This is a genomic window from Niabella aquatica (assembly GCF_054779315.1).
Map to the genome: position 1 here is coordinate 186,401 of NZ_BAAGYM010000001.1, position 12,785 is coordinate 199,185.

At 42.6% G+C, this 12,785-nt stretch carries 11 protein-coding genes; 2 read left to right on the plus strand and 9 right to left on the minus strand.

The window, feature by feature from the left end:
* Positions 1-35: 35 nt before the first annotated feature.
* Complete coding sequence (locus ACYVBM_RS00710) at positions 36-1,547, plus strand: OmpP1/FadL family transporter (protein WP_460683683.1); 1,512 nt, start codon at positions 36-38, stop codon at positions 1,545-1,547.
* A gap of 88 nt (positions 1,548-1,635) precedes the next feature.
* On the opposite strand, the gene ACYVBM_RS00715 is transcribed toward ACYVBM_RS00710, so the two are convergent.
* The 4 genes from ACYVBM_RS00715 to ACYVBM_RS00730 all read right to left on the minus strand — a co-directional run bounded on the left by ACYVBM_RS00715 (position 1,636) and on the right by ACYVBM_RS00730 (position 4,773).
* Positions 1,636-2,430, minus strand: a complete 795-nt coding sequence (locus ACYVBM_RS00715) for a segregation and condensation protein A (RefSeq protein WP_460683684.1) — start codon at positions 2,428-2,430, stop codon at positions 1,636-1,638.
* A 101-nt stretch (positions 2,431-2,531) separates the two neighbouring features.
* Positions 2,532-2,918 (minus strand): large-conductance mechanosensitive channel protein MscL, encoded by a 387-nt coding sequence (gene mscL, locus ACYVBM_RS00720; protein ID WP_460683685.1) that lies wholly within the window; start codon positions 2,916-2,918, stop codon positions 2,532-2,534.
* An 81-nt stretch (positions 2,919-2,999) separates the two neighbouring features.
* Entirely contained in the window at positions 3,000-3,563 is a 564-nt protein-coding gene (frr, locus tag ACYVBM_RS00725) for a ribosome recycling factor (RefSeq protein ID WP_460683686.1), read from the minus strand.
* Between the two features lie 70 nt (positions 3,564-3,633).
* Positions 3,634-4,773, minus strand: a complete 1,140-nt coding sequence (locus tag ACYVBM_RS00730) for a glycosyltransferase family 4 protein (protein WP_460683687.1) — start codon at positions 4,771-4,773, stop codon at positions 3,634-3,636.
* A gap of 150 nt (positions 4,774-4,923) precedes the next feature.
* On the opposite strand from ACYVBM_RS00730, the gene ACYVBM_RS00735 reads away from it, so the two are divergent.
* Positions 4,924-5,757, plus strand: coding sequence for a transketolase (locus tag ACYVBM_RS00735; protein ID WP_460683688.1), 834 nt, complete (start codon positions 4,924-4,926; stop codon positions 5,755-5,757).
* Positions 5,758-5,963: 206 nt separating this feature from the next.
* Here the strand turns inward: ACYVBM_RS00735 and ACYVBM_RS00740 are convergent, their stop codons facing one another.
* From ACYVBM_RS00740 to ACYVBM_RS00760, 5 genes are all read right to left on the minus strand, one after another.
* On the minus strand, positions 5,964-6,734 hold the full coding sequence (locus ACYVBM_RS00740; RefSeq protein WP_460683689.1) for an EcsC family protein: 771 nt from the start codon (positions 6,732-6,734) through the stop codon (positions 5,964-5,966).
* A gap of 70 nt (positions 6,735-6,804) precedes the next feature.
* Positions 6,805-8,538: a sodium:solute symporter family transporter gene (locus tag ACYVBM_RS00745; protein WP_460683690.1), complete on the minus strand. Its 1,734-nt coding sequence runs from the start codon at positions 8,536-8,538 to the stop codon at positions 6,805-6,807.
* Between the two features lie 71 nt (positions 8,539-8,609).
* Positions 8,610-10,112: an L-arabinose isomerase gene (gene araA / locus ACYVBM_RS00750; protein ID WP_460683691.1), complete on the minus strand. Its 1,503-nt coding sequence runs from the start codon at positions 10,110-10,112 to the stop codon at positions 8,610-8,612.
* Positions 10,113-10,255: 143 nt separating this feature from the next.
* On the minus strand, positions 10,256-10,978 hold the full coding sequence (locus ACYVBM_RS00755; RefSeq protein ID WP_460683692.1) for an L-ribulose-5-phosphate 4-epimerase: 723 nt from the start codon (positions 10,976-10,978) through the stop codon (positions 10,256-10,258).
* Positions 10,979-11,106: 128 nt separating this feature from the next.
* Positions 11,107-12,747 (minus strand): ribulokinase, encoded by a 1,641-nt coding sequence (locus tag ACYVBM_RS00760; protein ID WP_460683693.1) that lies wholly within the window; start codon positions 12,745-12,747, stop codon positions 11,107-11,109.
* Between the last annotated feature and the right edge of the window lie 38 nt (positions 12,748-12,785).

Here is a 12,785-nt window from a genome sequence, read left to right on the forward strand (position 1 = left end):
AAATTCAATGCTTTTAACCTTATTAAATTGTATAAATGAAAAAAATTTTCCTGGCTGCAACGTTCATCGCTGCATATAGTGTTTCTCTGGCCCAGACTCCTGAAGATGCATTAAGATACTCCTGGCTGCAGGCTTCAGGTACTGCAAGGTCGCAGGCTATTGGTAATGCCAATGGGGCCATTGGAGGGGAAATTTCTACCATATTCTCCAATCCTGCCAATATCGGTTTTTATAAAACCAGCGACTTTGTTATTTCAGGCGGTAGTAATATTATCAATAACAATAGCACCTACCTTGGGGTATCAGAAAAAGCAAACAAATCCGCCGGTTTTTTAGGAACTACGGGATTTGTATTAGGCAATCCTGCTTATGGTAAAGGCTCGATCAAAAGCGCTGCTTTTGGTATTGCTATAAACAGGCTTGCTGACTTTAACAACCGGGTTGCTTATAATAATAAAGGAGGACAGCTAAGCCGTAGCTCGATGGCAGATTATTTTATTGAAGATGCCGTTGCTAACGGTTTAAATGATTATGGATCTGATCTGGCTATGAAGGCAGGATGGATCAAAGAAGATGGAAAAGACGAAAACGGCAATACAAAGCTGGCTTCACCGGCTGTAGCTTTAGCCATGGCAAGCGGCCTCGAGCAAAAACAGGTAATAACCACCAATGGTGGAATTACAGAGCTGGCTTTAGCAGGCGCCGTTAATTTAAATGAGCGGGTATTTTTAGGGGGTACGGTCGGTTTCCCCATGTTAAGGTACGGCGCCAGCAGGCAATACACCGAGCAAGACCCTACCGCAAACGGCAATGGTTTCGATGCTGCCTGGTTTGATGACGACCTGGTTACCAAAGGCGTTGGAGTTAATATAAAAGCCGGCGTTGTTTTTAAAGCTACGGATAATTTAAGATTAGGTTTTGCAGCCCACTCTCCAACCTTCTATTCACTAAGTGATAGTTATACGGCTTCAGCCGGTGCCAACCTCGATGCCGGTCCTAATGGTGATAAAACTTATTCCAGCAAAGAACTGGTATATGATTATAACCTGCATACTCCTTACAAGCTGATGGGAAGCTTTTCTCTGTTGTTTGGTAATGTGCATGATGTAAGCACCCAAAAAGGCTTTTTATCGGGCGATGTGGAATATGTGAACTATACGGCCTCCAACTTCAAAACTACATCGAATGACAGAGGTACTAATAACGGTTACTTTACCGGGCTGAACCGTGCCATTGATGATGCGTATAAAGGAGCGGTAAACGCCCGGCTGGGAGCTGAATTGAAATTCAACCCGATTGCTGTACGCTTTGGCGGTGCTTATTATGGCAACCCTTACCAGAATATAGCCGGAGAAAAAGGGGAGTTGGTACAGGCTACCGGAGGTTTAGGTTACAGGAATAAGGGATTTTTTATAGACCTGGGTTATGTACACAGCTTTGGCAAGGACGTGGTTTTCCCCTACCGCATTAATACAGCTGATTTTTACCCTGCAAATATCAAAAGCAACAATTCCAGGATCCTGCTTACCCTTGGCTTTAAAATTTAGGCAATCAAACATTTATATACTAAAAAATCCCTGCAATATGTTATTGTAGGGATTTTTTATGACATGCTGATGGGTTACAGGTACAGGCTTAATCAAAATCCGATTTTTCATTCACTTCAATATTGGGATCGCGGTCTTCAGGTGCTACATATTCCAGAATAAAATTATTCTTTCCGTCGCCGGTCATGATCTTTAAGAAGTTTTGCTGTACCAGCTCTAATACAGACAAAAACATGAATATAGCCTGAACCCGGTTTTCTGCTACTTCAAAAAGCTTTTCAAAAGAAAGATGCTTTTCTGCTTCTGCCATTCCAATTACCTGGCCCCTGCTGGTTTCCATAGTATAGCTGTACCTGACCACTGTATGTACCGGCTTGTTTACCCTGTCGCTATACTTTTGCATAGCCTTTTCAAAGGCTTTCATCAGCTTAAACAATGACAGTGCCTGAATCTCTGTTCCCTCACCGGCGTCCTCTCCTACCCGGGACAGCTCTTTCTGGATATTTCCCCTTTTGATCATCAGCATACGCAACGCCTCCTGTTCGGCTAATTGGGCAGCCGCTTCTTTGAACTTCTTATATTCGAGAATCTTGTTAACCAGCTCCTCGCGGGGATCAATCTCATTCCCCTGGGCATCCAGTTCTTTTCGGGGTATGAGCATTTTAGCTTTGATACGCATCAGCGTGGAAACAAACAGGATGAATTCGCTTGACAACTCAATATTTAAGGAATCCTGGTGATGGATATAATCCAGGAAATCGTTGGTGATTTGAGTGATGGGAATATTGTAAATATCCAGCTCGTCGCGCTCTATAAAAAAAAGCAAAAGATCAAAAGGCCCTTCAAACTGCGAAAGTTTAATCTGATAAGTAGAATTTGCCACGAACTTATTTTTATACTGATAAAATAATAAAGTCCTGCAATAAAGCAGGACGTTTTCCAATGCAATAAAATGGTTACAGCTTAAAAGTCCAAATAAACAGGTCAGGCTTTTTTCTTCAACTCGTCGCGGATCTCAATTAACAATTGATCTGTTGATGAGGGAGGCGTAGGGGCAGGTGCTGCTTCCTCTTTCTTTTTAAGACTGTTTATTCCTTTTATAATCACAAATAATGCGAATGCTATAATAATAAATGATATAACCTGCGACAAAAAATTACCATACTTGATGGCAGTTCCGGGAAAAGTAAGCTCACTCAAATTTTTAAGATTTGCTTTTTCCAAAGCAGGAGTTAAGATGGCCGGTGTAATAATATCTTCCACTAAGGACGTGACTATTTTGCCAAAAGCCCCGCCAATTACTACGGCTACCGCCAAATCTACAACGTTCCCTTTAACGGCAAACTCTTTAAACTCTTTAAGGAATCCCATATAATATCATTTTATTATTTAAACAAATATAAAAGAGTTAGCAGAAAAAAGGAATTTTTCCTTTTCCTGGTAACCGCAGCATTAAATGGACATGATCTCTTTTTCTTTAGCGGCAAGGTGCTTTTCTACTATAGCTATGTAATTGTCGGTAAGCAGCTGAACACTGGCTTCCGCATCTTTAGCCGCATCTTCGCTCAGCCCTTCTTTCTGAAGTTTTTTAATCGCTTCAATAGCGTCTCTCCTTCCGCTTCTTACGCCCACTTTTGAGGTTTCGCCTTCACCCTGGCATCTTTTAACGAGCTCTTTTCTCCGCTCCTCAGTCAGGGGAGGCAGGTATAACCTAATATTAACGCCATCATTCTGGGGATTAATACCAATATTGGCTGCAATAATGGCCCTTTCTATAGGTTGCAACATATTTTTTTCCCAGGGTTGTATATTAATGGTTCGGGCATCCATAACCGTAATATTACCTACCTGGCTGATGGGTACAGGCGCTCCATAATAATCTACCACAATACCATCTACTATTTGAGGAGTGGCTTTACCGGCACGTATTTTTGCCAATTCTACTTCCAGGTGGCCGATGGCCTTTTTCATATTCTCTTCAGAAGTTTTTACTACCTTATCTATTTGATCTTGCATACATTATAATTTGAAAGTGCACAAAACTAATAAAATGCCTGAAGATTAAGAAACCTGGATTTAAGAATAATCAGCCCTGCACTTTTTCGATAGGCTGTTTGGTAGAAAGATCGATTACTTTAGAGGTCGCTTTTTTTGCCTGCAGGTGAGAAATGATCTGCCTCTGTACTACCAGCTTACGACGCGATAAGGTGGAATACAGGGTTCCGATCGTTATAAATGAAAAGCCAAAAACAGTGATCAGCAGGAAGGTACTGTCCAATTTCCTGGCAAAATAAACGGCTGCAATTATAGCTATATTAGCAGAAACGCATATGAGAGTAATACCAGAATGGCTGAAGCCCTTATCTAATAATATATGATGAATATGATTTCTGTCCGGAGAAAAAGGAGAACGGCCCTTTAGTATTCTTATAGAAAACACTCTTATGGTATCTACCAGTGGAATTAATAAAAGCGAAATCCCGATAACAGCGGCAGAGGCAACAGGCAACACAGCAGATGGACTGGATGCGGTATTGATAAACTTCAATACCAGTACAGAGAGGATCAGGCCTATCAGTAAAGACCCACAATCGCCCATAAAAATCTTTGCCGGGTGAAAGTTAAAGATTAAAAAAGCCAGCAGGGCTGCAGATAAAGAAAATGAAAGGATCGCATAGGAGGTTAACCCGGCGATATAGAAGTAAGTTCCTAATAGTAAAGATACCATCAGGCCCAGGCCACCGGCCAGCCCGTCAATGCCATCAATTAAATTAAAGGCATTAATAACCAGTATCATGGTTATATACGTTAAAGGAACACTGTATACAGGAGCCAACTCATTAACACCAAAAATTCCATAGAGGCTTTCGATCCTTATACCTCCGAAGTGTATAATTATACCCGCAGCAATAATTTGCGCCACAAATTTTTTAAAAGCAGAAAGCGCTATAATATCATCTTTAAGCCCTATAAAAAATATAATGAAAATAGAAGCAAAGAAATATTGAAACTCCGGGAAAGACTGAAAATCAACACTCACCAGGCATGAAAACACTACAGCAATAAATACGCCCACTCCTCCCAAAGACGCAATAGTATGCTTATGAAGCTTTCTTTCGTCGGGAATATCGTATAGCTTCTTCTTGTCAGCAATATGCATTATTACAGGGATTACCAGAAAAGCAACTATAAACGAAATTATAGCGGTTACAAATAACTGGAGCATTCAATAAGGATTAAGGTGGCACAAAATTAGACATTCTCCATTCCAAAAACAATTTTCGAGCCATTTTTTTGATTTCTTATATACACTAAACATTATTTCAACCTTTTATAAAAAATCCTCATTTTTGCAATTCATCAAAAAACGGAAAAGATGGCAACTTTGCAGGAAATAGCATCTCAGGTAAGAAGAGATATAGTAAGAATGGTACATGGGGCCCAAAGCGGACACCCCGGCGGTTCATTAGGCTGTGCTGATTTTTTAACAGCTCTGTACTTTAAAGAAATGGAGCACGATCCTTCTTTTAATATGGAAGGGAAAAATGAAAATCTTTTCTTTTTATCTAACGGACATATTTCCCCGGTGTTTTATTCGGTATTGGCGCGATCGGGTTATTTTGATGTGAAAGAACTTGCTACGTTCAGAAAGATCAACAGCCGCCTTCAGGGGCATCCGGCAACACACGAGCATTTGCCTGGTGTTCGCGTAGCCAGTGGGTCTTTAGGTCAGGGTATGAGCGTGGCTATTGGTGCCGCATTGTCAAAAAAGCTGAATGGAGACGATAAACTGGTTTATTCCCTGCATGGCGATGGAGAACTGAATGAAGGACAGATCTGGGAAGCCATTATGTTTGCGGCACATCATAAAGTAGATAACCTGATTGCTACTGTAGACTGGAACGGCCAGCAGATAGACGGGCCTACTGAAAAAGTTTTAAACATGGGTAACCTGCACGAGAAATTTAAAGTTTTCGGATGGCATGTTTTAGAAATGAATGGTAACGATATGGACGATGTGATTGCGGGCCTGGAAAAAGCGAAAGCCGCTTCAGGACAGGGTAAACCCATTGCTATTATGATGCATACGATAATGGGTAAGGGTGTGGACTTTATGGAAAATGACCATGGATGGCACGGGATTGCCCCTAACGATGAACAGCTGGCTAAAGCGCTGGCACAATTACCGGAAACATTAGGCGACTATTAACCGACTTTATTAAAAATGCAAAGCCTGGATATTCGTATCAGGCTTTGCATTTCTCTCGGTGTATTTATTATTATCTTCTGCGGCTGGCAAACTTTTTAGCCAATTGCAAACTTTAGTATACCATTCCCTGTTTTCCCGGATCCGGCATTCATACTCCTTTGGTGTAACTCATGCCTTTTCCCAATTGGCTGCACAGGAGAAAAGTCTTATTTGGACTTGAATGAGCTCTTGTTTAGAAGTCTCATACGATAGGCATTCATGGCTGTTTTACCCAGCTTTTTGACAAGTGTATAATTTGCAATAACACCTACCGGCGCTCCAATTACCGGTAAAAGCTGCGCCATTTTTGCAAGATCGAGATAATCCCTGTATTCCTGCTGAAATTTACGCCATTCAAACTGCCTGATGTCCTTAGGCAGCTTATCTGCAATATTGTTCCAGTCAGCCATCTTTTGATAGATGTCTTTGCTATGGCGACGGCCTGAAAACGCCAGTTCAAAAATATGGAGCAGATAAATCCGCTCTCTATAATCATCCAGGTCAAAGCCATAAGCAGCCGCTATTTCATATAACAGCTTTAGCTTAAGCGCCAGTAAAACAGGAAAATCAGCCAGCCCCAGAAAAATTCCACCGGCGCCGGTGATACCACCTTCTACAGCAGCGGTGCTACGGTAAAGTTTTATTTTTTCCTTTACAGCCTGCTCTCTTTCAAACAAAGTAGCCTTTTTTAAAGGCTTTGCTGTAGTATACTTTGCACCAAATAATACGCCTCTTACCATTTGCCTGATGAGTATAGTAATGGCTTTATGTACTTTTTCCGGAATGTATGAGTTGATCTTATCCTGGGTAGTCTTAGACAGCCTGCTCCATAGTCCGGGATTTTTCATCATCCTTAACTGCCATTGCTGCAATTCATCATATGCCCATATTTCATAACCCGTCATGCTTGATATTCTTTCAAAAACTATACCCTGCATTCAGCCATAAATAAAAATACCGGCCGGAAGCGGCTTCCGGCCGGTAAACAGGAAAGAAATAAGCTATCTACTACCAGAACCTCACATAAATGGCAGTAAGGAGCAATAAGGTTATAACAATCAGGATCATTGTTCTTGGATCCACCTTGAACATTTTACTATCTATCGCAAATGCCTTCGGATTAACTTTAGGCCCTGCAAGACTGATAGCAACCATTACTGCAACCGTAATTACGAACGACCAGCCCATATTGATCAGGAAGGGTATTTCCGTAATGGTATGCAACACGCCTTTTTCCATTTTTTCGTAAGTAAATGCTGTGTACATCCAGGTTTCTTTGCCAAAAATTTCTACGGCATAACTATTAAAAAATATAGCCAGCAAGAAACCCAGTATCACCCCAACAAGCGCTGCCGTGCCGGTTGTACGTTTCCAGAACATCCCTAACAGGAACATGGCAAACACACCCGGGCTGATGAACCCTGTGTATTTCTGGATAAAGGTAAAGCCCCCTTCCCCTCCAATACCTAAAGCATCAGTCCAGGTAAAAGCCAGGGCAATCAACATAGCAATAATAATAGCCCATCTGCCGGTTCTTACCATTTGAATTTCTGTGGCATCTTTTTTCAGGTATTTTTTGAAAATATCAAGCGTATAAATTGTAGAAATACTATTCACTTTACCTGCCAGGGATGCAACAATAGCTGCAGTAAGAGCGGCCACAGCCAGGCCTTTAAGGCCTACCGGTAAAAAGCCCAGGATGGCAGAATAGGCCCCGTCTTTCACACCATTGAAACCAGGCAGCTGCCCTTTAGTATATAATACATAAGCGGCAATACCGGGAAGCATCACAATAATAGGCATGAACAACTTTAAAAACCCTGCAAATAAGATACCTGTACGGGCCGTTTTCAGATCAGCACCTAAAGCACGCTGAGTAATGTACTGGTTACAGCCCCAATAGTTCAGGTTTACGATCCACTGACCAGCAAAATACATAGCCAGGCCCGGTAAAACCACATATTTCTGCACATCAAGATTCTCAGGCATACTTAAGGTTGTGGTAGTAACCTTTGGCTTATCGAGCATTAGCTTAAAATGCTGGGGCGCTTCGTTCATAAGAGCTTTAAACCCGGCAATAGCACTTCCGACGGCCGCACCATTGATCCGCTGATCTACGATCTGCAATGCCATATAAACCGTAGCCAGACCTCCTATAATAAGTACCGCTACCTGGATCACATCTGTATACCCGATCACCTTCATACCACCCAATCCAATAAGCAACGCCATTACCAGCAGGGTGATCATAATAATATGCAGGTATCCACCGCCTAATAACGTGTCAATAGCCAGTGCTCCCAGGTAAAGAATAGAGGTAAGATTTACAATTACATATAAAAAAAGCCAGAACACCGCCATGATGAGCGACACTGACTTATTATACCTTGTTTCGAGGAACTGGGGCATGGTGTAGATCTTATTCTTTAAGTAGATCGGGATAAACCATACCGCAATAATAATAAGCGCTATAGCAGCAATCCATTCGTAGGCAGCCACAGCCACTCCCACAAAAAAGCCCTCGCCACTCATTCCTATAAATTGTTCGGCAGAAATGTTCGATGCGATCAATGATGCACCGATGGCCCACCACGTTAAAGATCCTTCTGCCAGGAAATAATCATGCGATGCCGAAACTGTTGCCTTTTTCTTACGCATGTAAACCCAATAACCATAAGAAGCTACAAGAATAAAATACACGAAAAAGACAACAAAGTCCAGTGTGCCTAAATTACTACTCATAATGACAGCATTAAATTTTTATAAAAGTTTGCTAATATAACTCATTAATAAATCGCTACAACCAATTTATTTTAAGATTTATTCAATTGATAATACACATCGCTCCAGCGTAACTCGTTCTTAAAATGATAAAGGTCTGTGTTTTTCCCAATCAACGTAAATTCTATGCCTGCCATATCAGCAAAATCTTCCAGATGTTCGGCTGTCAGGTTTTGAGAATAACCGGTATGATGGGCACCGCCAGCCAGGATCCAGGCGGCACATCCTGTATTCATATCAGGATAAGGCTTCCAAAGCACACGGGCAACAGGTAGTTTTGGCAAATCATTCTGGGGCGCTAAAGCTTCTACCTCGTTCACCAATAAACGGAAACGATTGCCCATATCCATAATAGAAGCATTTAAAGCGGCACCGCCAGGGGCATTAAACACCAGCCTAACCGGATCTTCCTTACCGCCAATACCCAACGGATGTACTTCTACTTTTGCTTTGCCAGCAGCAATGCTTGGGCATATTTCCAGCATATGAGAACCTAATACAAGGGAATTATGAGGGTCAAAGTGATAGGTATAATCTTCCATAAAGCTGTTGCCACCAGGCAGCCCTGCGCCCATTACTTTCATAGCACGAACCAAAGCTGCTGTTTTCCAGTCGCCCTCACCTGCAAATCCATACCCGGCAGCCATCATACGTTGAGAGCCGATGCCCGGTAACTGTTTCATACCATAAAGATCTTCGAACGTATCGCTGTATCCTTTAAAATCACCCTCTTCCAGAAAATACTTTAAGCCCAACTCAATCTTTGTAGCATCCAGTAATGACTGATACTGAGGTCCGCGCTGATGCAGGCTTTCCATCACTTCATAGGTTTCAAAATATTCTTTCACCAGGGCCTCTGTTTCGGCGTCTGTTACCTCATTGATCACTTTTACAAGGTCGCCGATACCATGCGTATTAACGCTGTACCCAAACCGAAGCTCAGCCTCTACTTTATCACCGTCTGTTACAGCCACATAGCGCATATTATCCCCGAAACGAACGAACCTTGCACCCTGCCAGTCGTGCCATCCGGCTGCTGCTCTTGCCCATACTCCGATACGAGCAATGGCATTATCATCTTTCCAATAGCCCACTACCACTTTACGGCGCTTACGCATACGACTTACCATAAAACCAAATTCCCTGTCGCCATGTGCCGACTGGTTCGTGTTCATAAAGTCCATATCAATAGATCCCCAGGGAATATCCCGGTTGTACTGTGTATGGAAATGCAATAACGGCTTATGTAAAATTTTCAGACCATTGATCCACATTTTGGCCGGAGAAAAAGTGTGCATCCAGGTAATTACGCCAATACAATCCTTACTGTGGTTGGCTTCAGCACAGAACGCATAAATTTCTTCGGTAGACTTCAGTGTTCCTTTGTATACAACCGTTACAGGAATATCGGCATGATCATTCATATAAGCGGCAATCTCTTTCGAATGCTGGTCTACTTCGATAAGCGTTTGCTCTCCGTAAAGGTTCTGGCTACCGGTAGCGAACCAAACCTCCAGTTTTTTAAGATCTATCATTGAGTTTTTTATTTTGTTATCAACTATTTAATCTTACTCATCAAAATTGCGTCGCACACTTGTACAGTGGCACATAGCGCAGCGATTTAAGATGGTAGTTGATTGATGACAGTACCTGTCAACAGTCAACTTTTTCCGGTCAACTATACACCCGATTGCCCGTAATAGCTGTCAGGGCCGTGTTTACGCTCATAATGCTTACTGATCAAAGCATCCTCCAGTTTTGGCGCTTTAGGGTTGATCTGCTCTGTCAGCAAAGCCATTTTAGCCACCTGCTCCAGCACCGCACTGTTGTGCACCGCTTTCGCTGCATTCTTCCCCCAGGTAAAAGGGGCATGATTACCTACCAAAACCATTTCTACTTCTTTATAATCAAGTCCCTTATCGCTAAAGCAGTTCATGATCTGGAAACCTGTTTCGTATTCATAATTCCCTTTAATCATTTCATCGCTCATAGGTGGTGCGCAGGGAATATCAACCGTATTATAATCGGCATGTGTGGTTCCGAAAATAGGAATATCTCTTTGCGACTGGGCCCATGCTGTAGCATAGGTAGAATGCGTATGCACTATACCCCCGATACTTTCCCAATACTTATAAAGCACTGCATGTGTTTTTGTATCGGACGAGGGATTCAATGTGCCTTCTACTGTATTACCGTCAAAATCTACAATTACCATTTTTTCGGGAGAAAGATCTTCATAGGCTACGCCACTTGGTTTTATAGCAAATAATCCCAGGTTTCTGTCGGCCTCACTTACGTTACCAAAAGTAAAGAGTACAAGCCCCAGCTTAGGTAACTGCATGTTAGCTTCGTAAGCTGCTTCACGAATGTGCTTATAATTCATAATTTGTTCATGGTTCATAGCTTATGGTTCATAGTTTTTATATTTAGATATTCAGATTTAGACTTTAGACTTTTAGATATCCACACCTGATTATCTGTCTAAAATCTGCCGTCAGTTATCATCATCTATGAACCATCAACTATATGCTAAATATTTTCTTCAATAAATTTTCCGAATGCTTCATATTTTTTCATACGCCTGGCGTAATAGTCTACGTTTGCCGGAATGGGATGATATTCAGCATCAAAGCCCTGCCCCATAGCTTCCATAGCTTCGTTTACATTAGGATACAAACCGGCTACCGTAGCAGCAAACATAGCAGCACCTGCGGCGCAGGTTTGCTCAGATTTATGGATCTTGATAGGCATGTTCATTACATCAGCCATCACCTGCATAATATATGGCGACTTCCTGGCTACGCCTCCTACCCCGATCAATCCTTTTACCGGCACCCCTTCGCTGATAAACCTGTCTACTATTGCCCGGGCACCAAAACAACTGGCTTCTACCAAAGCTTTAAAAATAGCGGGGGCATCACTTCCGAGGTTCAGCCCCATAATGGCCCCTTTCATTAATTGGCTGGCATCGGGTGTACGACGGCCGTTCAGCCAGTCTACCGCCAGTTCGTCTTCATCATGTAAAGGCAGCCTGGATGCAGCATCCGATAGTTCTTTTATAATTTTAGATTCTACAGTCCTTTGCAGCTCCGCATCTTCTAAAAACTGCAATGGCCAGGCAATCAAATTTTTAAACCATGCATAAATATCTCCGAAGGCGCTTTGCCCCGCCTCCAGGCCAATCATTCCCGGGATCACAGACCCATGTACCTGCCCGCATATGCCGCGTACCAGCTTATTCCCGAATTCCTCTACCGGCACCACCAGCATATCGCAGGTGGAAGTACCCATCACTTTACTTAAATAATAAGGCTCTATCTGGCCGCCCACGGCACCCATATGTGCATCAAAGGCTCCGATACCTACTATAACATCTGTGCTCAGGCCGAGTTTTTGTGCCCATTCCCGGGATAAGTTTCCTGCTGCCTGGTCAGCGGCATAGGTTTGGGAAGGCAGTTTTGAGGTGAAACCATCTAACAGGGGATCCAGCGAGGTAAAAAACTCATTTGGAGGGAACCCGTTGAATTCTTTTGCCCATATACCTTTATGGCCTGCAGAACAAACCCCGCGCTTAATATCTTTTACATCATTTCCGCCGGTCAGCAGAAACGGAAGCCAGTCGCAATGCTCTACCCAACTGGCGGTTGCCTTCCTCACTTTCTCATCTTCACGAAATACATGCAGCAGCTTGGCCCAGAACCATTCGCTGGAATAGATCCCTCCCACATATTGCAGGTAATTCGTATCAAATTTTGTGGCATGCCTGTTTATTTCATCGGCCTCTTTTATAGAAGTATGATCTTTCCACAACACAAACATCGCGTTAGGATTTTCTGCGAATTCAGCGCTTAGCGCAAGTGGCGCACCCGCCGCGTCTACAGCAACAGGAGTAGAGCCGGTTGTATCTACAGAAATACCTTTTACATGCTTTGCTACCTCTGGCCCTGCCTTTTCCAGGCATTCTTTCACAGTATGTACCAGGCCTTCCACATAATCCAGAGGATGCTGACGGAACTGATTAGCAGCGGGGTTACAATATAAACCCTTTTTCCAACGGGGGTATTCAAACACAGCAGCAGCAACTTCTTCTCCGTTAGTTGCGTTTAATATAACCGATCTTACAGAATCTGATCCGTAATCTACCCCTATAACATAAGCGTATTGAGACATGGCAGCATAATTTTTAAGTGTGCTAAATTAAAGAAAAA

What these genes read in the sequence shown, in the direction of transcription:
- ACYVBM_RS00710 (WP_460683683.1), top strand. Translation starts at nt 36, where the DNA reads ATGAAAAAAATTTTCCTGGCTGCAACGTTCATCGCTGCATATAGTGTT.
- mscL (WP_460683685.1), bottom strand. Translation starts at nt 2,918, where the DNA reads ATGGGATTCCTTAAAGAGTTTAAAGAGTTTGCCGTTAAAGGGAACGTT.
- frr (WP_460683686.1), bottom strand. Translation starts at nt 3,563, where the DNA reads ATGCAAGATCAAATAGATAAGGTAGTAAAAACTTCTGAAGAGAATATG.
- ACYVBM_RS00730 (WP_460683687.1), bottom strand. Translation starts at nt 4,773, where the DNA reads ATGCTCCAGTTATTTGTAACCGCTATAATTTCGTTTATAGTTGCTTTT.
- ACYVBM_RS00735 (WP_460683688.1), top strand. Translation starts at nt 4,924, where the DNA reads ATGGCAACTTTGCAGGAAATAGCATCTCAGGTAAGAAGAGATATAGTA.
- ACYVBM_RS00740 (WP_460683689.1), bottom strand. Translation starts at nt 6,734, where the DNA reads ATGCAGGGTATAGTTTTTGAAAGAATATCAAGCATGACGGGTTATGAA.
- ACYVBM_RS00745 (WP_460683690.1), bottom strand. Translation starts at nt 8,538, where the DNA reads ATGAGTAGTAATTTAGGCACACTGGACTTTGTTGTCTTTTTCGTGTAT.
- araA (WP_460683691.1), bottom strand. Translation starts at nt 10,112, where the DNA reads ATGATAGATCTTAAAAAACTGGAGGTTTGGTTCGCTACCGGTAGCCAG.
- ACYVBM_RS00755 (WP_460683692.1), bottom strand. Translation starts at nt 10,978, where the DNA reads ATGAACCATGAACAAATTATGAATTATAAGCACATTCGTGAAGCAGCT.
- ACYVBM_RS00760 (WP_460683693.1), bottom strand. Translation starts at nt 12,747, where the DNA reads ATGTCTCAATACGCTTATGTTATAGGGGTAGATTACGGATCAGATTCT.